The sequence below is a fragment of the Plantactinospora sp. BC1 genome (assembly GCF_003030345.1).
Taxonomy (GTDB): domain Bacteria; phylum Actinomycetota; class Actinomycetes; order Mycobacteriales; family Micromonosporaceae; genus Plantactinospora.
Genome location: NZ_CP028158.1, coordinates 235,217 through 259,328 on the forward strand (window position 1 = coordinate 235,217; position 24,112 = coordinate 259,328).

22 protein-coding genes are annotated in these 24,112 nt (G+C 72.3%); 17 read left to right on the forward strand and 5 right to left on the reverse strand.

The features are described from left to right. Positions 1 to 69 precede the first annotated feature (69 nt). The 10 genes from C6361_RS00950 (at position 70) to C6361_RS00995 (ending at position 9,935) form a co-directional block, all read left to right on the forward strand. Complete coding sequence (locus C6361_RS00950; protein ID WP_107270649.1) at positions 70 to 915, forward strand: fumarylacetoacetate hydrolase family protein; 846 nt, start codon at positions 70 to 72, stop codon at positions 913 to 915. Then, positions 912 to 2,231, forward strand: a complete 1,320-nt coding sequence (locus tag C6361_RS00955) for an L-fuconate dehydratase (protein ID WP_107266429.1) — start codon at positions 912 to 914, stop codon at positions 2,229 to 2,231. Before C6361_RS00950 ends, C6361_RS00955 begins: the two co-directional genes overlap by 4 nt. Next, entirely contained in the window at positions 2,228 to 3,040 is an 813-nt protein-coding gene (locus C6361_RS00960; RefSeq protein ID WP_107266430.1) for an SDR family NAD(P)-dependent oxidoreductase, read from the forward strand. Before C6361_RS00955 ends, C6361_RS00960 begins: the two co-directional genes overlap by 4 nt. A gap of 261 nt (positions 3,041 to 3,301) precedes the next feature. Next, positions 3,302 to 4,351 carry a sugar ABC transporter substrate-binding protein gene (locus C6361_RS00965; RefSeq protein WP_234359242.1) on the forward strand — a complete coding sequence of 350 codons (1,050 nt, stop codon included), beginning with the start codon at positions 3,302 to 3,304 and terminating at the stop codon, positions 4,349 to 4,351. Beyond that, a complete protein-coding gene (locus tag C6361_RS00970) occupies positions 4,351 to 5,883 on the forward strand; it encodes a sugar ABC transporter ATP-binding protein (protein ID WP_107270650.1) in 1,533 nt (510 codons plus the stop codon). Before C6361_RS00965 ends, C6361_RS00970 begins: the two co-directional genes overlap by 1 nt. Then, positions 5,880 to 6,908 (forward strand): ABC transporter permease, encoded by a 1,029-nt coding sequence (locus tag C6361_RS00975; RefSeq protein ID WP_107266432.1) that lies wholly within the window; start codon positions 5,880 to 5,882, stop codon positions 6,906 to 6,908. Before C6361_RS00970 ends, C6361_RS00975 begins: the two co-directional genes overlap by 4 nt. Before the next feature lie 90 nt (positions 6,909 to 6,998). After that, positions 6,999 to 7,361, forward strand: a complete 363-nt coding sequence (locus tag C6361_RS00980) for an L-rhamnose mutarotase (RefSeq protein WP_107259714.1) — start codon at positions 6,999 to 7,001, stop codon at positions 7,359 to 7,361. After that, positions 7,358 to 8,368: an aldo/keto reductase gene (locus C6361_RS00985; protein WP_107259712.1), complete on the forward strand. Its 1,011-nt coding sequence runs from the start codon at positions 7,358 to 7,360 to the stop codon at positions 8,366 to 8,368. Before C6361_RS00980 ends, C6361_RS00985 begins: the two co-directional genes overlap by 4 nt. Then, complete coding sequence (locus C6361_RS00990; protein ID WP_107266433.1) at positions 8,365 to 9,216, forward strand: amidohydrolase; 852 nt, start codon at positions 8,365 to 8,367, stop codon at positions 9,214 to 9,216. The genes C6361_RS00985 and C6361_RS00990 overlap by 4 nt, the downstream gene beginning before the upstream one ends. A gap of 47 nt (positions 9,217 to 9,263) precedes the next feature. Continuing rightward, positions 9,264 to 9,935 carry a FadR/GntR family transcriptional regulator gene (locus tag C6361_RS00995; RefSeq protein WP_107264135.1) on the forward strand — a complete coding sequence of 224 codons (672 nt, stop codon included), beginning with the start codon at positions 9,264 to 9,266 and terminating at the stop codon, positions 9,933 to 9,935. Between the two features lie 72 nt (positions 9,936 to 10,007). Here C6361_RS00995 and C6361_RS01000 read toward each other — a convergent pair whose 3' ends face one another. The 3 genes from C6361_RS01000 to C6361_RS01010 form a co-directional block, all read right to left on the reverse strand. Continuing rightward, positions 10,008 to 10,769, reverse strand: a complete 762-nt coding sequence (locus tag C6361_RS01000; protein ID WP_107270651.1) for a PIG-L deacetylase family protein — start codon at positions 10,767 to 10,769, stop codon at positions 10,008 to 10,010. A gap of 106 nt (positions 10,770 to 10,875) precedes the next feature. After that, the gene (locus C6361_RS01005; protein ID WP_159079110.1) at positions 10,876 to 11,487 is read right to left on the reverse strand and encodes a hypothetical protein; all 612 of its coding nucleotides are present in this window, start codon (positions 11,485 to 11,487) and stop codon (positions 10,876 to 10,878) included. 117 nt (positions 11,488 to 11,604) lie between these two features. Beyond that, positions 11,605 to 12,627 carry a zinc-binding dehydrogenase gene (locus C6361_RS01010; RefSeq protein WP_107266435.1) on the reverse strand — a complete coding sequence of 341 codons (1,023 nt, stop codon included), beginning with the start codon at positions 12,625 to 12,627 and terminating at the stop codon, positions 11,605 to 11,607. Between the two features lie 102 nt (positions 12,628 to 12,729). On the opposite strand from C6361_RS01010, the gene C6361_RS01015 reads away from it, so the two are divergent. Further along, complete coding sequence (locus tag C6361_RS01015; protein ID WP_107259702.1) at positions 12,730 to 14,445, forward strand: dihydroxy-acid dehydratase; 1,716 nt, start codon at positions 12,730 to 12,732, stop codon at positions 14,443 to 14,445. Positions 14,446 to 14,529: 84 nt separating this feature from the next. Here C6361_RS01015 and C6361_RS01020 read toward each other — a convergent pair whose 3' ends face one another. Together C6361_RS01020 and C6361_RS01025 are read right to left on the reverse strand one after the other, a co-directional pair. Then, positions 14,530 to 15,741, reverse strand: coding sequence for a right-handed parallel beta-helix repeat-containing protein (locus tag C6361_RS01020; RefSeq protein WP_107266436.1), 1,212 nt, complete (start codon positions 15,739 to 15,741; stop codon positions 14,530 to 14,532). Positions 15,742 to 15,819: 78 nt separating this feature from the next. Next, positions 15,820 to 17,097 carry a pectate lyase gene (locus C6361_RS01025; protein ID WP_234359243.1) on the reverse strand — a complete coding sequence of 426 codons (1,278 nt, stop codon included), beginning with the start codon at positions 17,095 to 17,097 and terminating at the stop codon, positions 15,820 to 15,822. 581 nt (positions 17,098 to 17,678) lie between these two features. Between C6361_RS01025 and C6361_RS01030 the strand changes: the two genes are divergently transcribed. From C6361_RS01030 to C6361_RS01055, 6 genes are read left to right on the forward strand one after another with little or no spacing between them, the layout of a single operon-like run. Then, positions 17,679 to 18,980 (forward strand): ABC transporter substrate-binding protein, encoded by a 1,302-nt coding sequence (locus tag C6361_RS01030; protein WP_107266438.1) that lies wholly within the window; start codon positions 17,679 to 17,681, stop codon positions 18,978 to 18,980. Positions 18,981 to 19,014: 34 nt separating this feature from the next. After that, positions 19,015 to 19,962, forward strand: a complete 948-nt coding sequence (locus tag C6361_RS01035) for a carbohydrate ABC transporter permease (RefSeq protein WP_234359244.1) — start codon at positions 19,015 to 19,017, stop codon at positions 19,960 to 19,962. Between the two features lie 9 nt (positions 19,963 to 19,971). Next, a complete protein-coding gene (locus tag C6361_RS01040; RefSeq protein ID WP_107259696.1) occupies positions 19,972 to 20,877 on the forward strand; it encodes a carbohydrate ABC transporter permease in 906 nt (301 codons plus the stop codon). Positions 20,878 to 20,935: 58 nt separating this feature from the next. Further along, positions 20,936 to 21,826 carry a PmoA family protein gene (locus C6361_RS01045; RefSeq protein ID WP_107266439.1) on the forward strand — a complete coding sequence of 297 codons (891 nt, stop codon included), beginning with the start codon at positions 20,936 to 20,938 and terminating at the stop codon, positions 21,824 to 21,826. Beyond that, a complete protein-coding gene (locus C6361_RS01050; protein ID WP_199853191.1) occupies positions 21,823 to 22,833 on the forward strand; it encodes a PmoA family protein in 1,011 nt (336 codons plus the stop codon). The genes C6361_RS01045 and C6361_RS01050 overlap by 4 nt, the downstream gene beginning before the upstream one ends. Further along, positions 22,830 to 24,104, forward strand: coding sequence for an ROK family transcriptional regulator (locus C6361_RS01055; RefSeq protein ID WP_107266440.1), 1,275 nt, complete (start codon positions 22,830 to 22,832; stop codon positions 24,102 to 24,104). Before C6361_RS01050 ends, C6361_RS01055 begins: the two co-directional genes overlap by 4 nt. Positions 24,105 to 24,112: the final 8 nt, after the last annotated feature.

The window sequence follows — 24,112 nt, forward strand, 5'->3', positions numbered from 1 at the left end:
CCGGCGAGCGCACCTGATAGACATCGGATGTATTCCTGACGGGTTGCGATGGAAGTCTGGGGGCGACGGGTGAGGCTGTTGCGGGTGGGCGCACCGGGGCAGGAGACCCCGGCGCTGCTGGACGAGGCCGGGCGGTTGCGCGACCTCGGTGGAGTGGTCGACGACCTGGACGGATCGTTCCTGGCCGACGGCGGCATCGAGCGGCTGGCCGGGATCGACGTCGAGGGGCTGCCGCTCCTTCCCGACGGCCTCCGGGTCGGGCCACCGCTGCGGCCGGGAAAAATCATCTGCATCGGCCTGAACTACCGGGACCACGCCGCCGAGACCGGCGCCCCGCTCCCGGCCGAACCGGTGGTCTTCATGAAGGCCCCGGACACCGTGGTCGGCCCCGAGGACGAGGTGCTGGTGCCACGCGGCAGCACCAAGACCGACTGGGAGGTCGAGCTGGCCGTGGTGATCGGGCGGACCGCCCGCTACCTGTCCGGCCCGGCGGAGGCGCTGCGCTGCGTCGCCGGCTACGCCGTCTCGCACGACATCTCCGAGCGGGAGTTCCAGCTCGAACGCGGCGGACAGTGGGACAAGGGCAAGAACTGCGAGACCTTCAACCCGCTCGGCCCGTGGCTGGTCACCGCCGACGAGGTACCCGACCCGCAGCGGCTGGGGCTGCGGCTCTGGGTCAACGGGGTGCTCAAGCAGGACGGCAACACCTCGAACATGGTCTTCCCGGTGGCCGAGACCGTGCACTACCTGAGCCAGTTCCTGGTGCTGCATCCCGGCGACGTCATCAACACCGGCACCCCGGCCGGGGTGGCGCTCGGCCAGCCCGAACCGAAGCCCTACCTGGTCGCCGGTGACGTCGTCGAGCTGGAGATCGACGGGCTGGGCCGGCAGCGCCAGACGATGGGGCAGGCATGATCTTCACCGGACTCGACATCGCCGACATCCGCTTCCCGACCTCCCGGGAACTCGACGGCTCGGACGCGATGAACCCCGACCCCGACTACTCGGCCGCGTACGTGGTGATCCGTACCGACGCCGGGGACGGACACGAGGGGCACGGCTTCGCCTTCACCATCGGGCGCGGCAACGACGTGCAGGCGGCGGCGATCGCGTCGCTGCGGCCGTACCTGGTCGGCCGCTCGGTCGAGGCGGTCCTGGCCGACCTCGGCGGCCTCTGGCGGGAACTCGTGCACGACTCCCAGCTTCGCTGGCTCGGCCCGGAGAAGGGCGTCATGCACATGGCGGTCGCCGCCGTGGTCAACGCGCTCTGGGACCTGCGGGCCAAGCGGGCCGGGCTGCCGCTCTGGCGACTGCTGGCCGGGATGAGCCCGGAGGAACTTGTCGACCTGGTCGACTTCCGCTATCTCAGCGACGCGCTGACCCGCGACGAGGCGCTGGCGATCCTCCGGGCCGGCCGCACCGGCCGGGCCGAGCGGGAGGAACACCTGCTGCGCGACGGCTTCCCCGCCTACACCACCTCGCCCGGCTGGCTCGGCTACGACGACGAGAAGCTGCGCCGGCTCTGCAAGGAGGCGCTCGCCGACGGCTTCACCCAGATCAAGCTGAAGGTCGGCGCCGACCTGCACGACGACATCCGCCGGATGGGGATCGCCCGGCAGACCTGCGGGCCGGACATCCGGATCGCCGTCGACGCCAACCAGCGCTGGGACGTACCGCAGGCGATCTCCTGGGTACGCGAGCTGGCGCCCTTCGACCCGTACTGGATCGAGGAGCCGACCAGCCCGGACGACGTCGTCGGGCACGCCACCATCGCCCGGGAACTCGCCCCGGTCCGGATCGCCACCGGCGAGCACGTGGCGAACCGGGTCGTCTTCAAGCAACTGCTTCAGCTCGGCGCGATCTCCTACCTCCAGATCGACGCCAGCCGGGTCGCCGGGGTCAACGAGAACATCGCGATCCTGCTGCTGGCGGCGAAGTTCGGCGTGCCGGTCTGCCCGCACGCGGGCGGGGTCGGGCTCTGCGAACTCGTCCAGCACCTGTCGATGTTCGACTACGTCGCCGTCGCCGGCTCGATGCAGGACCGGGTCATCGAGTACGTCGACCACCTGCACGAGCACTTCGTCGACCCGGTGGTGATCCGCCGGGGCCGGTACGTGGCACCGACCGCCCCCGGCTTCAGCGCCACGATGCGCCCGGAGACGCTGACCGAGTACGCCTATCCGGACGGCCCGGTCTGGGCCGCCCCGCCGGCCGAGGTGGCGGTGCCGTGACCGTCGAGAACCTCCCCGGCGACGGTGCCGGTGCCGGGGCGGGCGCCGGCCGGGGCGAGTTCGCCGGCCTGGCGGCGGTGGTGACCGGCGGAGCCTCCGGGATCGGCCTGGCCACCGCCACCCTGCTGGCCGCCCGGGGCGCCCGGGTCGGCTGCCTGGACCTGAACCCGGGCGGTCTCCCCGAACCGCTGCTCGGGTTCGCCGCCGACGTCTCCGACGACGCCTCGGTACGCGTCGGAGTGGCCGCCGCCGCCCGGGCGCTCGGCGGCATCGACGTACTCGTCAACAACGCGGGGATCGGCGCGCAGGGCACCGTGGAGTCCAATCCGGACGACGAGTGGCACCGGGTACTCGACGTGAACGTGGTCGGGATGGTCCGGGTGAGCCGGGCGGCGCTGCCGTACCTGCGCCGCTCCGCGCACGCCGCGATCGTCAACACCTGCTCGATCGCGGCCTGGGCCGGGCTGCCCAACCGGGCGCTCTACAGCGCCAGCAAGGGCGCGGTGCAGTCGTTGACCCTGGCGATGGCGGCCGACCACGTCCGGGAGGGGATCCGGGTCAACTGCGTCAACCCGGGCACCGTGGACACCCCGTGGGTACGCCGGCTGCTGGACTCCGCCGCCGACCCGGCGGCGGAACTCGCCGCACTCCAGGCCCGCCAGCCCACCGGCCGGCTGGTCGGCGCGGACGAGGTGGCGGCGGCGATCGCCTACCTCGCCAGTCCACTGTCGGGGGCGACCACCGGCACGGTGCTGGGGGTGGACGGCGGCATGTACGGGCTGCGGCTGCGGCCGAACCCGCCCGGCTGAGCGACCCCGGTCCCGGTCCCTCCGATCCGGACCGTCGGCCGCGCGGGCGGGTCGCCGGTCCCGTTGCCATTCCCTCGTTCCCTGCCGCCCGGCATCCATCCGATGTAACGATTCCGCGTGGCCGGTGACGGGGCGGCAGATTGCCGGTTCTGGGTCTTGCGGGGCCACGGGTGGACTGATAGACATCCGATGTATTACCCGCGTGTTTCCACATTGCCTCCAAGAACCGCCCACCGTATCCGCACCGGATGGAGGACCACAGTGAGACATACCGCCAAGTCCCTGGCGGGGATCGCGATGGCCGCGACTCTCGCCGTCGGCACCGTCGCCTGCGGCGAGTCGTCGTCGAGCGGGACGGGTGGCCAGACCGGCGGCAGCCCGCAGATCGGCATCGACCTGCCCCGCGCCGACTCCGACTTCTGGAACTCGTACGCCAAGTACGTCCCGCAGTTCGCCGACGAGTACGACATCAACCTGATGTCGCCGACCAACTCGCAGAACGACGTCGCCAAGCTGGTGGCCAACGTGCAGGCGATGGTGAGCCAGGGCGCCAAGGCGATCGTGATGGCGCCGCAGGACACCGGCGCCATCGCCTCCACCCTGAGCACCCTGGAGTCGAAGAAGATCCCCGTCGTCTCCGTCGACACCCGCCCCGACAAGGGCAAGGTCTTCATGGTGGTCCGGGCCGACAACCGGGCGTACGGGCAGAAGGCCTGCGAGTTCCTCGGCGAGAAGCTCGGCGGCAGGGGCAAAGTGATCGAGTTCCAGGGCTCGCTCTCCTCGATCAACGGCCGGGACCGCTCCGAGGCGTTCGCCGAGTGCATGAAGACGAAGTTCCCCGGGATCACCATCTTCGAGGAGCCGACCGAGTGGGAGGGGCCGAAGGCCGCCGCCGCGCTACAGACCCGGCTCGCCCAGCACCCCGACATCAAGGGCATCTACATGCAGGCCGGCGGCGTCTTCCTGGCCCCGACGCTCCAGGTGCTGAAGGCGAAGAACCTGCTGGTGCCGCCGACCGACCCGAAGCACATCTTCATCGTCTCCAACGACGGCATCCCGCAGGAGTTCGAGGCGATCCGCAAGGGCGAAATCGACGCCACCGTCTCGCAGCCCGCCGACCTCTACGCCAAGTGGGCGCTCTATTACGCCAAGGCGGCGGCCGAGGGCAAGACCTTCCAGCCCGGCCCGACCGACCACAACAGCACCATCATCGACGTCGGCAACGGCCTGGAGGACCAGATCGCCGCACCGCTGGTCACGAAGGAGAACGTCGACGATCCGGCGCTCTGGGGAAACCAGATCGGCAAGTGATGACCGGTCAGACGCAGACCGCAGGCACCGTGGCCGGGGCCGTCGCCCCGGCCGCGGAGGCCCGCGACATCTCCAAGCGGTACGGCGCGACCGTCGCGCTGCACTCCGCCGGCATCACCGTCGCACCGGGCGAGACGCACGCCCTGGTCGGGCGCAACGGCGCTGGCAAGTCCACCCTGGTGGCGATCCTCACCGGACTGCAACGGCCGGACGCCGGCCAGGTGCGCTTCGACGGGACCCCCGCACCGGCACTCGCCGACCGGGACGCCTGGCGGCAACGGGTCGCCTGCGTCTACCAGAAGTCGACGATCATCCCGACCCTGACCGTCGCGGAGAACCTCTTCCTCAACCGCCAGGCCGGTCGCGGGCTGATCGACTGGCGCGGGCTGCGGCGCCGCGCCGCCGACCTGCTCGACGGGTACGGCGTAGCCGTCGACCCGGCCGCGCCGGCCGGCAGCCTCAGCGTCGAGCAGCGCCAGCTCGTCGAGATCGCCCGCGCGCTCTCCTTCGGTGCGAAGTTCATCATCCTCGACGAGCCGACCGCCCAGCTCGACGCCGCCGCGATCGAACGGCTCTTCGACCGGATGCGCGAGTTGCAGGCCGCCGGGGTGACCTTCCTGTTCATCTCGCACCACCTCCAGGAGGTCTACGAGGTCTGCCAGACCGTCACGGTGCTGCGCGACGCCCGGCACATCCTGACCCAGCCGGTCGACACGCTCTCCCGGGAGGCGCTGGTCGCCGCGATGACCGGCGACGCGGGGGAGACCCTGGCCGGGATCGACCGGCCGGCCGTACCGGAGAGCGCGCCGGTCGTACTCGACGTCGCCGGCCTCGGCCTGGCCGGCTCCTACACCGACGTCGACCTGCGGGTGCGGGCCGGTGAACTGGTCGGGCTGATCGGGTCGGGCAGCAGCGGCAAGGTCGCGCTGGCCGAGACGATCGCCGGACTGCGCCGCGCCGACACCGGCACGGTGAGCCTGGCCGGCAACACCCCGAAGCCGGGCAGCGTGCCCGCCGCGCTCGCCGCCGGCCTCGGCTACCTGCCGCAGGACCGGCACCGGGAGGGGCTGGTGCCGCTGCTGTCGGTGGCGGAGAACGCCACCCTGCCGATCACCGACCGGCTCGGGCCGGCCGGGATCATCACGCCGGCCCGGCAGCGTGCGGTGGCCCGGCGCATGATCGAGCAGTACGACATCAAGACCGACGGTCCACACCAGCCCGTCAACGGCCTCTCCGGCGGCAACGCCCAGAAGGTCGTGCTCGCCCGCGCGCTGGCGAACGACCCGAAGGCGCTGGTGATGGTGAGCCCCACCGCCGGGGTGGACGTCCGCTCCAAGGACTCTTTGCTGCGGGCGGTGGCCGAGGCGGCGGCCCGGGGCACCGGGGTGCTGATCGTCTCCGACGAACTCGACGACCTGCGCTCGTGTGACCGGGTGCTGGTGATGTTCCACGGACGGGTGGTCCGGGAGGTCCGGCGGGGCTGGGCCGACGCCGAACTGGTGACCGCAGTAGAGGGAGTGGAGGAGCCGTGACCGGCACCCAGACAATCGCCAAGCCGCCGGCCCCGACCGGCGGCCGGCCCGGACCGGGCGGACGGATACCGCTGGCCCGGCTGCGGGACCTCGCGCTGGTACCCGCGATCCTGCTGCTCGTGGTGGTCGGCGCGGTCATCGACCCGGTCTTCCTCTCCGCCGCCAACATCACCAACGTGCTGCAACAGCAGACCGAGCTGGCCCTGCTGGTACTCGCCGAGGCGATCATCCTGATCGCCGGCAAGTTCGACCTGTCGCTGGAGTCGACGATCGGGCTCGCCCCGGCGCTGGCGCTGGCCCTGGTCATCCCGGCCGCCAGCAACGGGCTCGGCACCGAGCTGCCGGCCAGCCTGGCCATTCCGATCTGCCTGCTCGCCGGGATGGCGATCGGGGCGTTCAACGGGCTGCTGATCCTGCGCTTCAAACTCTCCGCCTTCATCGTCACCCTCGGCATGCTGATCGTGCTGCGCGGTCTCCAGATCGGGATCACCGGCGGGCAGAACCTCTTCGACATCCCGCCGTCGGTGCTCTATCTGGGCAACGCGGTCTGGCTGGGCGTACCGGCGTCGATCTGGATCAGCGGGACGCTCTTCGTCATCGGCATCGCCGCGCTCGGGTTCTTCCGGCACGGCCGGGCCGTCTACGCGATCGGCGGCAACACCGACGCGGCCCGGGCCGCCGGGATCCGTACCGACCGGGTGGTCTGGATCATCCTGATGATCGGCGGGCTGCTGGCGGCGCTGGCCGGGCTGCTGATGACCGGCCGGCTCGGCTCGGTCGCGGCGGCACAGGGCGACGGCATGATCTTCACCGTCTTCGCCGCCGCGGTGATCGGCGGGATCAGCCTCGACGGCGGCAAGGGGACGCTCTTCGGCGCGCTCTGCGGCGTCATCGTCCTCGGACTGATCAACAACATCCTGACCCTCGCCGGGGTCTCCGCGCAGTGGATCCAGGCCATCTACGGCGCCATCATCCTGATCGCGCTGATCCTGGCCCGGCTGACCTCCGGCAAGGCACAGGACTAACCCGCCGGTGGACCGGCCGGTCCGGCGTGCCCCGCCGACGGTACGCCGGACCGGTCCCGGCCGGACAGCATCGAGAAGGAGCTTCGCAGCATGCAGCGGATCGCCCTGCACACCCGGCTCAAGCCGGGGCGGGAGGACGAGTACGACAGCGTCCACCAGGTCATCCCCGCCGAACTGGAGAGCGCGCTGCGCGCGGCCGGGGTGCACACCTGGCGGATCTGGCGGGACGGCCAGGACCTGTTCCACCTGGTCGAGGTGGAGGACTACCGGCGGATGCGGCACGAACTGCGCGACCATCCGGCGAACGTGCCGTGGCAGGCTCGGATGGCGGAACTGCTGGAGGTGCGGGACGACTACTCCGGTAACGACTCGGGCCTGTCGCTGGTCTGGGAGCTGCCCACCGGCCGACCGGAGGACCGGGGCGACGACGAACGCGACGAGGAGACGGCATGACCGGGATCAGGGTGGGACGCTCCGACGTGGTCGTGAGCCCGCTGGGCCTCGGCTGCGCCCCGATCGGCAACCTCTACACGGCGGTCGGCGAGGCCGAGGCGCTGGCGACCGTCGCGGCGGCCTGGGAATCCGGCATCCGCTACTTCGACACCGCCCCGCACTACGGCCTCGGGCTCTCCGAGCGCCGGCTCGGCGACGCGCTGCGTACGCTGCCGCGCGCCGAATACACCGTGAGCAGCAAGGTGGGGCGGCTGCTCGTACCGGACCGGTCCGGGGCGGGGCGGCGCGACGACGAGGGTTTCGACGTACCGGCCGACCACCGGCGGCTCTGGGACTTCAGCGCCGACGGTGTGCGGCGGTCGCTGGAGGCGAGCCTCGTCCGGCTCGGCCTGGACCGGATCGACCTGGTGCTGATCCACGACCCGGAGGACCACCGGACCCAGGCGCTGGAACAGGGCTATCCGGCCCTGCACGAGCTGCGCGCCCAGGGCGTCGTCGGCGCCATCGGGGTCGGCTCGAAGCAGTGGCAGGTGCTGCACCGGTTCGCCGCCGAGACCGACGTCGACGCGGTGATGGTGGCCGGCCGGTACACCCTGCTGGAGCAGCCGGCGCTGGACACGCTGCTGCCGGAGTGCGAGCGGCGCGGCGTCTCGGTGCTGAACGCGGGCGTCTTCAACAGCGGACTGCTCGCCGTCGAGCGGCCGCACGCCGGGCTGCCGTACGACTACGCCGACGCCCCGGCCGAGATCCTGGACCGGGCCCGGGCGATCGCCACACTCTGCGCCGCGCACGGCACCACCCTGCCGGCGGCGGCGCTCGCCTTCGCCGCCGCACACCCGGCGGTCGCCTCCGTGGTGGTCGGCGCGCACAACCCCGACCAGGTACGCCGGAACGCCGCACTGCACGCCGCCGCACCACCGTCCGGCGAGTTCTGGGCGGAGCTGGTCGCCGTGGGACTGCTCCGCCCGGACGCGCCGGTCCCCACCCACCGGGTCGGTACCCGGTGATCGTCGACGCACACCACCACCTGTGGCGGGTCGAGGACGGCTACCGGTGGCTGGACGCACCCGAGCTGGCCCCGATCCGCCGCTCCTTCCTCCCCGCCGACCTGGTCGCCGAGCTGACGGCGGCCGGAGTCGACCGGACCGTACTCGTCGAGGGCGGTAGGTGCGACACCGCCGAGGCGGAAACCCTGCTCGGCTACGCGGTCGGCTGCCCGGCCATCGCCGGGGTGGTGGCCTGGGCCGACCCGGCCGACCCGGCGCTGGCCGAGACCATCGCCGGCTACCGTCGGCTGCCCGGCGCCGAGCTGCTGGTCGGGATCCGGCCACAGGTGCAGGCCGAGACCGACCCGGACTACCTGGACCGGCCGGAGGTGCGGCGCGGGCTGCGTACCATCGCGGAAGCCGGACTCGCCTTCGACGTGGTCTGCCGGGCGGACCAGTTGCCGGCGGTGGCCCGGGCCGCCCGCGACGTGCCCGAGCTGCGGTTCGTGCTGGACCACCTCGGCAAGCCGGCGATCCGGAACGGCGCGGCCGGACTGGCCGCCTGGGCCGGCCCGGTGGCGGAGCTGGCCGCCGCGCCGAACGCGACCGCGAAGCTCTCGGGGCTGGTGACCGAGGCCGACTGGCGGCGGTGGCTCCCGGCCGACCTGCGGCCGTTCGTGGCCGAGGCGGTCCGACTGTTCGGACCCGAGCGGCTGATGTTCGGCTCGGACTGGCCGGTCTGCCGGCTCGCCGCCGACTACGGCGCGGTGCTGGCGGCACTGACCGAGGTGCTGCCGCCGCTGTCGACCGCCGAGCGGTCGGCGGTCTTCGGCGAAACGGCGGTCCGGACCTACCGGCTCGGCACCTGACCGGCGCCTAGTCTTCGCGGTACGGCGGAAGGATGTGGGAGGAACGCGTGGCGGTCACAGACGAGGCGATCGACAAAATCAAACAGATGATCGTCGCCGGTGAACTGCGCCCCGGTGACCGGCTGCCCCGGGAACCCGACCTGGCCGAGCGGCTCGGTCTGTCCCGCAACTCGCTGCGGGAGGCGGTCAAGGCGCTCTCGCTGATCCGGGTCCTCGACGTACGCCAGGGCGACGGGACGTACGTGACCAGCCTCGACCCGGCGCTGCTGCTCGACGCGCTGAGCTTCGTCGTCGACTTCCACCGCGACGACACCGTACTGGAGTTCCTGGAGGTACGCCGGATCCTGGAGCCGGCCGCGACGGCGCTGGCGGCGCAGCGGATGACCGAGGAGCAGTTGGCCAAGCTGCGCGGCGTACTGGACGGGCTCGGCGACGATCCGAGCATCGACGAGCTGGTCGCCAACGACCTGGAGTTCCACCGGCAGATCGCGGCCTGTGCCGGCAACAACGTGCTGACCTCGTTGCTGGACAGCCTCTCCGGGCCGACGACCCGGGCCCGGGTCTGGCGCGGGCTGACCCAGGAGGGCGCGGTCAGCAAGACCCGGGAGCAGCATGCGGCGATCCTGGACGCGGTCGCGTCGGGTCAGCCGGAGCTGGCCCGGGCCTGGGCGACCGTGCACGTCGCCGGGGTGGAGGAGTGGCTGCGTCGGGTGCTCTGACGCCCGGTGCCAGACGATCCGGGAGCGGTGCCGGGACCGTCGACCCGGTCCGGCCGACGGCGGCCCCGGGCCTCAGTGCAGGCCGAGGCGGAAGACCTCGAAACCGGCCGCGTACTTGACGCCCAGGCGGTTGCCGGTCTGCCGGGAGATGCCCTCCAGGAACTCCTCCGGGTCGAAGTCCCCGGTGCCGAGGCCGCGCAGATAGGCGGCGTGCGCCTCCAGTGACCGGACGCCCAGCTCGAAGGTGTCGGTGATGTCGGCCGCGTGCTTCGACAGCGGTGAACCGGCCGCCCAGACCTCCCGGACCCCGCCCCAGCGCTCCAGCCCCTCGTCGAGCTGCTCCCGGAACACCCAGCGGTTGGCCGCGTCCCGGACGGCGTCGAGTACGGCCCGGCCGGTGACGATGTGGTCGGACATGTTCAGCGCGTCGCCGGCCTCGTCCCAACTGTCCCGGAAGTTGTTGGTGATCACGATCTCCGGCCGGTACCTCCGGATCACCCGGCTCAGGTCACGGCGCAGTGCGACGCCGTACTCCAGTACGCCGTCGGGCAGCCCGAGGAAGTCGACCTGGGACACCCCGACGATCGCTGCGGAGGCCCGCTGCTCCTCCTCGCGGACCGGCCCGGCCTCGGCCGGGTCCATCCCGTCGATCCCGGCCTCGCCGCTGGTGAGCAGCGCGTAGCTGATCTCCTTGCCCTGCCGCGTCCAGCGTGCGACGGCCGCGGCGGCGCCGAACTCCAGGTCGTCGGGGTGGGCGACGATGGCGAGCGCGCGCTGCCAGTTCTCGTCGACGGGCTGGAGCGGGTGTGGAACGACGGGTGTGTCAGCAGTCATGGGGACCATCATCCTCGACGTCGCGCCGGATCCTGGAGCCGGCCGCGACGACGCTGGCGGCGCAGTGGGTCACCGCCGTCGCGCGGTTCACCGAGGAGCGGCGTGACTATGCGCAGCCGCAGTCGGCGTCCCGGTCGACCTGTGGCTCGGGCCCGCGGCGGTGTTTCATCGTGGGAATCGGCAGTCCGAGCGCCCTGGCGAGCCGTGGATCGGCCTGCCAGATCGCGCCCGGACCGAAGAGTGCCACCGCCAGTGCGGCGCCGTTCGGCCCGTAGACGGTCCATGCCGGATCCAGCGACGGTGCGAGGTGTTGCTGCGCGTTCCGCAGTCTGGCGACCAGCCGCCTGATCGCCGATCGGTTGCCGAGCCAGCCGTCGGCCGCGAGCTGGTCGCGGAGCCGGTCGATGGCTGCCGCCACCCCGGGTTCGGCCGCGAGTCGGCGGTGCCGGCCGTCGCGGGCGGCGCCTCCGGCGGCGATCGCGGGCCCGGCCGGGGCGTCGCGCAGCGCGCAGAACACGGCGAAGGCCAGGGTTTCCGGCTCCGGCGGCGGGCCGGCAACGATCAGTCGACCGTCCGCGTCCACGGCCACCGCACCCGTGCTGTTCAACGACGCGATGCACGCCCAGACGGCGGTCCGGGTGCCACCGACGAGGAAGGCGACCCCTGTCCCGTCCGGCTCGCCACGCGGCCCGACTCGACGTAGGAACCATGCGGCCACCGGCCAATAGTAGCGAGGACACGCCGGCGGCCAGTGCGGCGACGACGTCGACGAAGACCGGGTACGCGTCGTCACGCGCCAGCCTCCGCCCAGGTCCGGTACGGCGGGATCGACAGGTCAGCGGCGCGGGTCGACGTGGATCTTCGGGGCGGCACCCCAGCCGGGATCACGTTCGCCGCGCAGCACCGCCGCCACGTTCCCCAGCCCTACCGTGGCGGCCACCAGCGGGCGCGGGTCGACCGCGCCGGAGGCGTACAGCGCGATGGTGCCGGCGAGCCCGCCGGAGGCGCTGAGCACGCCGATCGCGGTGACGTCCCGGAGCACCAGTTCGCGGGTGTCGAGCAGGCTCGGCCGCTCGGCGAGGCCGATCCAGACCACCCGGCCGCCGGGTTCGACCCGCCGCACCGCGTACGCCGGAAGCCGCTCGTCGTTGCTGGCGTCGGCGACCGCGTCGAAGGGGAGTGTCGCCGGGTCCGGCAGGCTCCGGGCGGTCCAGAGGTAGCCGAAGCCGAGCCGGCGGGCGACGTCGAGCGACGGTTCGTCCCGGCCGAGCAGGTGCACCTCGGCACCCCGGGCCGCCGCGATCTGCGCCACCAGCAGGCCGATGGTGCCCGGGCCGAGCACCAGCAGCCGCCGGCCGGGGCCGACCCGCGCCGCCTCGACCACTCGCAACGCGTTGCCGCCCGGTTCGACGAGGGCGCCGAGGGTCGGGTCGACCTGGTCGGGGAGCGGGTGCAGGGCCCGGACCGGCACCGGCAGCCGCTCGGCGAGCGCACCCGGCCAGCCGCCCCGGATGCCGATCTCGTGGCGGTCCGCGCAGAGATGCTGCCGCCCGCCGAGACAGCGGGCGCAGCGGCCGCAGCCGAGCATGGTGTCGCCGGTGACCCGCCGCCCGAGCCACTCCTCGGGCACGCCGGGTCCGACCGAGGACACCACGCCGCACCACTCGTGCCCGATCCGCAGCGGGTAGCGGGCGTCGCCGCTGTGCAGGTACGCCATCTGCCCGGAGAAGAACTCGACGTCGGTGCCGCAGACACCGGCCCGCAGTACGTCGACGACGACCTCGTCCGGCCCGGCGACCGGGGGCGCGACGTCGCGTACCTCGGCGACGCCCGGACCGGTCACCACGAAGGCACGCACGGTCAGGCCACCGCCCCGGGCGTGGCACGACGGTGCGGTACCGGGGTGATCCGCCGAGGACGGCGTAGCTGGTACCCGAAGTTGTTCTTGATAATGGAGAGTATGCCTGCACTTCGGAGCGATCAGTGGTACGCCGGCTCGGACCGCAACGCCTACCTGCACCGCGCGTGGATGCGCCGTGGTGTGCCGGACTCGGCGTTCCAGGGACGGCCGCAGATCGCGATCGCCAACACCGCGTCGGATCTCACCCCCTGCAACCGGCACCTCGACGAGGTCGCGGCGAGCGTCGCCAACGGGATCTGGGAGGCCGGCGGGGTACCGCTGAACCTGCCGGTGGTCTCGCTCGGCGAGACGCAGGTCAGGCCGACCGCGATGCTCTGGCGCAACATGGCGGCGATGGCGATCGAGGAGATGATCCGGGCCAACCCGGTCGACGGGGTGGTGCTGCTCGGCGGCTGCGACAAGACCATCCCGGCGCTGCTGATGGGCGCCGCCTCGGTGGACCTGCCGGCGGTGGTGGTGCCGGGCGGCCCGATGTTGACCGGCACCTTCCGGGGCGTGCCGCTCGGCTGCGGCACCGACGTGTGGCGGCTCTCCGAGGAGGTACGCGCCGGCACGCTCTCCCCGGAGGGCTTCCTCGACTCCGAGTCGTCGATGATCCGCAGCCGTGGCCACTGCAACACCATGGGTACCGCCTCCACGATGGGCCTGCTCGCCGAGGTACTCGGGATGACCCTGCCGGGCACCGCCGGCCTGCCGGCCCCGGACAGCCGGCTGCTGGCCCGCTCGCACGGCACCGGCAGGCTGATCGTGGAGATGGTCGCGGCACAGCGCCGGCCGAGTCAGGTGTTGACCGAGGCGTCGTTCCGGAACGCGATCGTCGCGCTCGCCGCGCTGGGCGGCTCCACCAACGCGGTCGTGCACCTGCTGGCCATCGCCGGCCGGGTCGGGGTGCCGATCACCCTGGACGACGTCGACCGGCTCGGCAGCGGGGTACCGCTCCTGGTCGACCTGCAACCGGCGGGCCGCTTCCTGATGGAGGACTTCCACCGGGCCGGTGGCCTGCCGGCGGTGCTGAACCAGGTCGCCGACCTGCTCGACCCGACCGCGCCGACGGTGACCGGCCGGCCGATCGGCGACTATCTCGCCGGGCACGAGATCAGCGACCCGGAGGTGATCCGGTCCCGGGAGGCGCCGCTGATGCCGGAGGCGGGGATCGCGGTGCTGCGCGGCAGCCTCGCACCGGCCGGCGCGATCATCAAACCCGCCGCCGCCTCCCCGCACCTGCTGCGGCACCGGGGCCGGGCGGTGGTCTTCGACTCGGTCGAGGACCTGCACGCCCGGCTCGACGACCCGGATCTCGACGTCGACGCCGACTCGGTGCTGGTGCTGCGCGGCTGCGGGCCGAAGGGCTATCCGGGGATGCCGGAGGTGGCCAACCTGCCGCTGCCGGAGAAGCTGCTGCGCCAGGGCGTACGCGACATGGTGCGGATCTGCGACGGCCGGATGAGCGGCACCGCGTACGGGACGGTGGTGCTGCACGTGGCGCCGGAGGCGGCCGCCGGTGGGCCGCTCGGCCGGGTACGCACCGGTGACCCGATCGTGCTCGACGTCGAGGCGCGCCGGCTCGACGTGGACATCCCGGCCGCCGAGCTGGCCGCCCGGCCGCCCGCCGAGGCGATGGCGACCGCCTTCGCCCAGCCGGCGCGCGGCTGGGAACGGCTCTACGTCGACACCGTGCTCGGCGCCGACACCGGCGCCGACCTGGCGTTCCTGGTCGGCGGCAGCGGCGACCGGGTGGCCCGCGAGTCGCACTGAGCACCGGCACCCCCGGCGGGATGTTCACCGGGGGTGCCGGGTCGGTGCGGGGGAGACCTCGCTGCCCACCCGCGTCGGGGCCGCCTAGAGTCGCGCGCCGAGCTGCGGGTAGTCGCGCGGGCGCAGGAAGTCCGAGCCGCGGATGTTGCCGTTCGCGTCCCGGGGCCCGGTCAAGGTGCCCGGGTTGGTGCTGACCAGGTCGGCCGCGCTCCAGGAACTCTTGATGTTCCAGGAGTTGCCGGTGGCGGTGGAGGAGCCGAGCGAGACCCCGGCGCCGTTGGCGACGGCGAGGTTCCCGGTCAGCCGGGAGGTGGAGTTGGCGAACTTGAAGCCGCCGTCGCCGTTGCGCCAGGCGCTGTTCCGGTCGACGGTGATGGTGCCGGGGTTGCCGTTGTCGATGAAGCCGCCGACGGCGTTGTCGAAGGCGACGCTGTTCCGGATGGTGTGGTTGGCCGGCGGATCGGGGTCGCCGCCGCCCATCTTGAAGCCGTTGCCGTCGCCGACGTAGTCGGGCAGGTTCCACCGGTTGACCCCGTTGCCCCAGGCGGCCGAGTTCTCTACCAGGATGGGGGAGGTGAACAGCCAGGCGTCGAAGCCGTCGTCGGAGTTGTTCCACAGCCGGGCACCGCGTACGACGTTGCCGCTGCCCGAGCCCTCCTTGATGGCGAGCCCGTCGGCGCTCTCACCGTTCTTGCGCGGGTCGCGGTTGCCGTACGCGTCGAGGTTGAGTACCTGGTTGTTGCTGGACGCGCCCTGGATCTGGAGTCCGGACTCGTAGTTGTCCCGGGTGACGAGCCGGTCGAAGACGTTGTTGTTGCAGTCCCGGCAGAAGATCGCGTACGGCCCGTGGATGATCTCCAGTCCCCGGATCCGCCAGTGGTCGGCCTCGATGTGCAGCACCCCGCGCTCCAGGTTGGGGATGCTGCCGCCGACCGGTGCCGGGGTGTGCGGCAGGTTCTCCCCGTCCAGCACCACCCGTTCGCCGTTGTGGTTGCTGATCGTGTACGGGCTGGCCGAGGTGCCGTCCTTCATGATCCGTACGTTGCTGCCGAACTGGTAGGTGCCGCCCCGCAGCGCGATGGTGGTGCCCGGGGTGGCCAGCTCGACCGCCCGGCCCAGTGTCGCCAGTGGCGCGCTCAGGGTGCCCGGGTTGGCGTCGTTGCCGTTCGTCGCCACGATCAGCGTCGACGCCGCGGCTTGCGCCGGGACGGTGGGGCCGAGACTGGTGCCCGAGGCGGCGGCGACGCTGGCGGCCAGCGCCGCCGTCAGTGCCGTTCGGTGCAGTCGTCGAGACATCGAGAAACTCCCTGGTGGTCGACGGGGCGGGCGGGTCCGCGAACGTGCGGCGCGGACCCGCCCGGTGCGGCCCGGGTGTTACCGGTAGGTGAGGTCGGACGAGGAGTAGATGCAGTTGGTGCCGTCGGCGCCGGTGCCGACCTGGGTGGGTTCGTCACCGTCGTCGTTGCCGTTGTACTTGCGGCAGATCACCATCGACCGGCCGGAGTCGTTGACGATGGTGATCCCGCTGAACCGGGCGGTGTCGCCGTAGTTCACGTTGATCCCGGCGACGGTGTTGCCGGGCCGGGTCAGCGTGACGTTGCGGATCACGACGTTGCGCTGGTGCTGGGTCGAGCAGTTGCCGCAGGAGCGGTAGAAGGTGCCGAAGTTGTTGGCCTGGAAGTTCTGGATGGTCAGCGTGCCGGGCCCGTTGTGCTGGAAGACCTTGTCGCTGGCGCTGCGTGCGCCGCCGCCGTCGACCAGGAAGCTCGGCGAACCGCTGCCCCGGAAGGTGGCGGCGTCCTCGCCGACGTCCTCCCACCAGACGTTGCGCAGGGTGCACGGGCCGGAACAGTGCACGCCGTCCCCGGCCGGGGCGCCGATGATGACGTTCTGCAGGGTGGCGCCGGAGGCGAGGCTGAACATCGGGTCCTGGTCCTCTTCCTGACCGCCGTCGCCGATGCAGCAGTACCGGCGCATCCCGCCGTCGAGGGTGCCGGAGACCGAGATGGTGCCGTTGACCCCGACCTGCCCGGTCGGGGTGGGCCAGCCACCCGTCGGCGGGGGGTTCGTCGGGGGCGTACCCCCGCCGCTGACGGTGGTCAGCCGCCACTGCTGGTTGGTGCCGTTCAGGTCGGCGAACTGGGCGATCGGGGCGCCGTCGGCGGTCGACCACTCCCAGACGTCCAGCGCCTTGCCGCTGTGCCGGTTGATGAACCGGACGTGGCCGCCGTCGGAGTCGGCCAGCCGGAAGTGCTGCCGGGTGTTGTTGTTGTCGGTCATCTGGACCAGCCGGGTGCCGTCGTCGGCGTTGGGCAGTTCCAGCACCTTGCCGCTGTGCACCGAGCGGATCCGGTAGTAGCCGCTGCCGGCGTCGACGAACCGCCATTGCTGGACGGCCAGGTCGTTGCGGGCGAACTGGACGATCGGCGCACCGTCGTTGGTGGCCCAGTCGTAGACGTCCAGCGCCTTGCCGCTGTGCCGGGACGTGATCACGTAGGTGGCGTTGGTGTCGACGGTCGCGGCCGAGGCGGTACCGACGTCGACGACGCCGATCGTCGCCACCGCGGCGAGGGTGGTCGCGCCGGCCAGGACTGCCGCCCGCCAGCGTCTGGCGGGCCGGGCGATACCGGCCGCCGCCATGGACTGCGTCATATCGGAGGACCTCCGGGAGCGTGGGTGGTGGTCGGGGGACTAGGAACGCGCTTTCCTGCCGAGGTCGGAATCCTGTCGATCGATCAACCTCCAGTGCTGGTCGTGCGGCCGGGAGTCGTACGCCGGCTCGCCCGGGTGTCGGACCTGCTCCCCGGGCCGTCGCGCCGTTCGTCGCGGACCCCGGGACCCACCGGTCCGAGTGGTTGCCCTGTCGCCGCCGCCGGAGCGCGCGCTGCGCCACGGCGGGGGCGGGCGGGGCCACTGTAGATCTGACACTGACAGCAGTCAATGCCCTCCGCAATTCGCGAGGAGTTTGTTTCATCGGTTGACGTAAACGGAAATCCGGTCGTAACCTTTCCGGCAAGATCGGACCCGCCGGCCCGCTTCCGCCGCTGCACAGTGCTCCGACGCCACCGATCCGGCCCAGGACCGTCGCGACCGACCCGCCGCCGCAGCCGGTGTGGCGCGGCCCGCCCTGGTGCGCCCGCACCGGCCGGCAACCCGCACCGGTGGCCGCCGGCAACTCCTGAAGGGACTGGGACTCCGTGACTGACGCAACGGCAAGAGTCGCCCGTACGCCGATGAGCCGCCGGGCCGTGCTGAGGACCGCCGGGCTCACCGGTCTCGGCCTCGGTCTCGGCACCTCGGCCTGCGGCCGGGGCTTCGGCGGCGGTGACGACGCCGAGGGCGGCACCGTCGCGCTCAACATGGTCTGGTGGGGCGACGCCAAGCGGGCCGAGAAGACCCAGGCCGCGCTGGAGATCTTCCAGCGGAAGAACCCCGGCGTCACCGTGCGGACCGAATACCAGGACAGCGGGCCGTACAAGGACAAACTGGCCACCCGGTTCGCCGCCGGGAACGCGCCGGACGTGATGGCGATGCGGATGGACAGCCTGCGCGAGTACGCCGACCGGGGCGCCCTGCTCGACCTCGGGCAGCACGCCGACGCGCTGGACTTGACCGGGCTGAGCGAGAACGCCCGGGCACTGGCCACGGTCGGCGACAGGACCTACGGGGTACCGGCCGGGCTCAACGCGATCGGCTTCGTCGTCAACCGGACGCTGACCGAGAAGTACAACGTCGCGGTGCCGGACGGCAACACCTGGAACTGGCCCGACCTGGCGAGGTTCGCCCGGGAGGTGACCAGGGCGAGCGGCGGCAGGGTCTACGGCACGAACTTCGAGGCGTACACCCTGGCCAACATCATCGTCTTCACCCGGCAGCGGGGCGAGGACTTCTACACCGCCGACGGCGGGCTCGGGGTCAGCGAGGCGACCGTCGCCGACTGGTTCGGGATCGTCGAGTCGATGCGCGCCGAGGGCGGCTTCCCGCCGGCCGGGTTCATCGAGAAGATCGGTGCCTCCGCCGAGCAGTCCTACCTGGCCAAGGGCTCCATCGCCTCGCAGATCATCCCGACCAACAACCTGCTGGCCTTCAACGCGGCCGCCGGGGGCAACCTGGCGCTGCTGCGCATCCCCGGCGAGACCCAGAGTGTCCGTCGTGGCCAGTCCGTCGACTGCCCGCACCTCTGGTCGATCGCCGCCGCCTCCAAGCACCGTGCCGAGGCGTTGCGGCTGCTCGACTTCCTGGTCAACGACGTCGAGGCGTCGAAGGCCACCGGCACCACCCGGGGCGTACCGGCGAACTCGACGGTGGCCGAGGAGATCAAGCCGACCCTGAGCCGGGACGACCAGGCCGCCACCGAGTACCTCGGCGGGTTGCAGCGGGAGCGGTTGCCCCGCTCGTACACCTATCCACCCGGCTCGTCGAAGATCGCCGCCACCCTGGAGTCGATCGCCGCCGAGGTCGAGTTCAAACGGCAGACCCCGCAGCAGGCGGCGAAGGCGTTCGTCGAGGCCGGCCGGAAGGCGCTCGGCAGGTGAGGGCACCCTCCGGGCCGGGGGACGGCGGCCGGCCGTGAGCACGACGACCGGAGCGCCGGCCGGCGCCGTGGTCCGGCTCGATCCGGGTACGCCGCCGCCGGCCCGCCGGGCCCGGCCGCGTCGGGACCGGGCCGGCTATCTCTTCCTGCTGCCCTGGTTCCTCGGGATGCTCTTCACGATCATCCCGTTCTTCGCCTCGCTCTACCTGGCGTTCACCGACTACAACCTGCTCAACGCGCCCCGCTGGATCGGCGCGGAGAACTTCACCGAGATGCTGCACGACCCGCTGCTGCGCCAGTCGCTGAAGGTCACCTTCGTCTACACCTTCGTCTCGGTGCCGCTCTCCCTGGTCGTGGCGCTCGGGGTGGCGATGCTGCTCAACCGGGGCATCCGGGGACTGGCCGTCTACCGGGCCGTCTTCTACCTCCCGTCGCTGCTCGGCGGCAGCGTCGCGGTGGTGCTGCTCTGGCGGTACATCTTCGGCCTGGACGGGATCGTCAACGCCTTCCTCGGCTGGTTCGGCATCGACGGGCCGGGCTGGACCTCCGACCCCGACTACGCGCTGACCACCCTGATCGTGCTGCACATCTGGACCTTCGGCTCGCCGATGGTGATCTTCCTCGCCGGGCTGCGCCAGATCCCGGCAATGTACTACGAGGCCGCCGCGACCGACGGGGCGTCGAGGTGGCGGCAGTTCCGCTCGGTGACGCTGCCGCTGCTCAGCCCGATCATCTTCTTCAACCTGATCCAGTCGCTGATCACGTCGTTCCAGACCTTCACCCAGGGATTCGTGCTCAGCGGCGGCACCGGCGGCCCGGCCGACTCCACGATGTTCTACAACCTCTACCTCTACCAGCAGGGATTCTCCCAGTTCAACATGGGCTACGCCTCGGCCATGGCCTGGATGCTGCTGGTCGTCATCGCGGCCTTCACCGCGCTGAACTTCCTGGCCGCGAAATACTGGGTCTTCTACGACAACTGAGGTCACGCCATGTCGATCGACACGAGGACTCCGGCCAGGACCGCCCGGCGGCGGGCCGAGGAGGAGAGCCACCTCGAACGGGTCGGGAGCAGCCGCCGGTCCCGGTTCACCCGGCACGTACTGCTCTGCCTCTTCGGCGCGGTGATGCTCTATCCGCTGCTCTGGATGGTCTCCAGCTCGGTCAAGCCGAGCCGGCAGGTCTTCACCGACCTCTCGCTCTGGCCGGCGGACTGGGACCTGGGCAACTATCCCGACGGGTGGGTCGCGCTGGAGCAGCCGTTCGGCGTCTACCTGGCCAACTCGTTCGTGATCGTCGTACTGAGCATCGTCGGCAACCTGCTCTCCTGCTCGCTGGCGGCGTACGGCTTCGCGCGGCTGAACTTCACCGGCCGCAAGCTCTTCTTCGCCCTGATGCTCGGCACCATGATGCTGCCCGGGCACGTACTGCTGGTGCCGCAGTACATCGTCTTCGCCAAGCTCGGCTGGATCAACACGTACTATCCGCTGCTGGTGCCGAACTTCCTGGCCACCAACGCGTTCTACATCTTCCTGATGGTGCAGTTCATGCGGGCCCTGCCCCGGGAACTCGACGACGCCGCCCGGATCGACGGCTGCGGGCCGTTCCGGACCTTCTGGAGCGTGATCATGCCGCTCTGCATGCCCGCCTTCGCCACCACCGCGATCTTCACCTTCATCTCGGTCTGGAACGAGTTCTTCGGCCCGCTCATCTACCTCACCGACTCAGAGCTCTACACCGTGCCGCTGGCGCTGCGCCAGTTCGTCGACTCCGAGGGCCAGTCCCAGTGGGGGCAGATGTTCGCCATGTCGTTCCTCTCGCTCGCCCCGGTGATCGGGTTCTTCATCGCCGGCCAGAAATACCTGGTCAAGGGGATCGCCACCACCGGCCTGAAATAGCCGGCCGAGGACGGAAAGGACCCACACCGATGACGCAGCAGCGACGGAGGAGGCGACCGTGCCCGACCCGGCCAGCCCGGCCGACCCGGTCAGGCTGAGCCTGGCCGGCCGGGCCGTCGCCGACTACGTCTGGCGGCCGAGGCTGCCCCGCACCCTGTCGCCCCGGCCGTTCCTGCACCCGGTACGCACCCTCGCCGGCACCGAGGTCACCGAGTCGATGCCCGAGGACCACCTGCACCACCTCGGCGTCAGCGTCGCGGTCGCCGACCTCGGCGGCGTCAACTTCTGGGGCGGCCGCACCTACGTGCCCGGGCAGGGGCCGGTGCAGCTGCCCAACCACGGCACCCAGCACCATCGCGCCTGGACCGCCCGGAGCAGCACCGACGTACGCCACGAGCTGCGCTGGGTCGGCCCGGACGGCACCGAACTGGTGCACGAGCGACGGCGGATCGCCGCCCTGCCGCTCACCGGGCAGGCGTGGGCGCTCGACTTCGGCTTCGAGCTGACCAACGTGACCGCCGAACCGCTGACCTTCGCCAGCCCCGCCACCAACGGGCGGCTGGGCGCCGGGTACGGCGGCTTCTTCTGGCGGGCCCGGCGCGGCGACCGGCGGGTGCACGTGCGGGGCCCGGAACGGACCGGCGAGCGGCACCTGCACGGTCGGCGGGCCGCCTGGCTGGCGCTGACCGGCACCGGCGCCGACCCGTGGACGCTGATCTTCGTCCCGGCGGGCCGGCCGCACCGGCCCGATCTCTGGTTCGTGCGCAGCCGCGACTACGCCGGCGTCGGTTCCGCGCTCGCCTGGACCCGGCCGCTGGTCGTGGCGCCCGGCGGCCGGGTGCGGCGGCGCATCGTCACCGTCGTCGCCGACGGCAGGCTACGCTCCCGACAGGTCGCCGACCTCGCCGAGACGGTGGCGGCGATCCCGGCCGAGGCGGCCCGGTCGTGAGCGCCGGCCGTCGGGCCGAGCCCGCTGGCGCGACCGTCCGGGCCGGCGGCGAACCTCGGCGGTTGGCGTACCACGGGGGCCAGGCGACGAGAGGCGGCGAGGCGACGATGGCACGTCCCGGCGTACCGGATCCGGCGCTCGCCGACCGGCCGCCCGGCACCGCCGTACTCCGGGTCGAGGGTCGCGACGTCGCCCGGTACACCTGGCGGCCCGACCTGCCACTGGCGATGTCCCCGCGCCCCTATCTGCACCCGGTACGCACCCTCGCCGGCAGTACGGTCACCGACGCCGCCCCCGACTCGCACCCGCACCAGCTCGGGATCAGCCTCGCCGCCCCGGACGTCGGCGGGCGCAACTTCTGGGGCGGGCGCACCTTCGTGGCCGGACACGGCCCGGCCTGGCTGGACAACCACGGTCGCCAGCGGCACCGGCGCTGGCTGCGGCACACCGGCGAGGAACTGGTGCACACGCTGGTGTGGACGGACGCGCACGACCGCACGCTGCTGGCCGAGCAGCGGACCATCACCTGCCGGCCGGTCGACGGGACCGCCTGGTCGCTGGGCCTGCACACCCGGCTGGCCAACGTCACCGACCGGCCGTTGACCATCCGCAGCCCGGCGGCGCAGGGCCGGGCCGGGGCGGGGTACGGCGGCTTCTTCTGGCGTGGCCCGGCCGTCGCCGACACCGCCCGGCTCCTCAGCCCCGCCGGCACCGACGCGGCCGCCGTCAACGGCAGCCTCGCCGGCTGGGTCGCGGTCACCGGCACCGGCGAGGCCGGCCCCTGGACCGTGCTCTTCGTGCCGGGCGACGACACCACCGCCCGGGACAGGTGGTTCGTCCGGGCCCGCGACTATCTCGGGGTCGGCTCGTCGCTGGCCTGGGACCGGCCGCTGGTGCTCGGCCCGGCCGAGACGATCAGCCGGCACCTGGTCACCGTCGTCGTCGACGGTGCCCTGTCGGCGGCGACGGCCGGCGTACTCGCCGACGGTGTCCGGCAGCCGGCATGACCGGACCGATCCGGCCGAGCCGACCCCGGCAGGCCGAGCAGCCCGTCCGGCAGGAGAGCCTGCGCAGCATCAACCTCGAACTCGTCTTCCGGCAGATCCTCGGCGCCGCGCGGCCGATCTCCCGTACCGAACTCGCCGCGGTCACCGGGCTGACCCGGCCCACCATCACCCGGATCGTCGACGACCTGCTCGGCGGTCGACTCGTCACCGAGACCGGCCTCGCGCACGACGGTCGGGCCGGCCGACCCCGGGTCGGGCTGACCATCTCCGACCGGGGACCGGCCGGACTCGGCCTCGACATCCGCGCCGACGGGCTCGCGGCGTGCGTCGTCGACCTCACCGGTACGGTCCGGCACCTGGCCTTCGCCCCGGCGAGCTACGCCGACCGGGGCGCCCCGGCCGTCCTGGCCGACCTGGCCGGGATGGCGGACGCCGCCGTACGCGCCGTCGCGGCCGAGGACCTCACCGTCGTCACCGCCACCCTCGCCGTGCCCGGTCCGGTCGACGCCGGGCTGGTCAGGTCCGCCCCGGCGCTGGGCTGGCGCAACGCCGACGCCGGTACGCTGCTGCGGGCCGCCACCCGGCACCTGGACCTGCCGATCGCCGTCGACAACGAGGCGAACCTCGCCGCGCTTGGCGAGCTGTACGCCACGCACCACACCCTGGACAGTTTCGTCTACGTCTCCGGTGGACTCGGTATCGGTGCCGGGATAGTCCTGGACGGACGGTTGATGCGCGGCTCGCGGGGCTGGAGCGGCGAGCTCGGGCACGTCACCGTCCATCCGGACGGGAAGCCCTGCCCCTGCGGCTCCCGGGGCTGCCTACAGACGTACGCCAGCCTGGCGGCGATCCTCGGCGCCGAGCCGGCACCGCCGGGTACCACTCCGGACGCCGAGATCACCGCCCGGGCCGACGCGGGCCACCCGGACACCCTCGCCGCGCTCGACGTCGCCGGCACCGCGCTCGGCGTCGCGCTCGCCGACATGCTCAACATCCTCGACATCGGCTCGGTACTCCTCGGCGGCAGCTTCTCGCTGCTGGCGTCCTGGCTCACCGCCAACGCCCGGGCCGAGATCGACCAGCGGGTGCTGACCACCGACTGGGCGCCGGTGACCGTCCGGCCGGCCCTGCTCGGCCCGGACGCGGCCGTCATCGGTGCCGCGCTGACCTCCATCGACCAGGTCCGGCAGCAGCCGGCCGGTTGGTTGTCGCGCCGATCGGGCCGGCCCGGAGCGTCCCGACCGAGGCAACCGGCGAAGCCGTCCGGATAGCGCCCGAC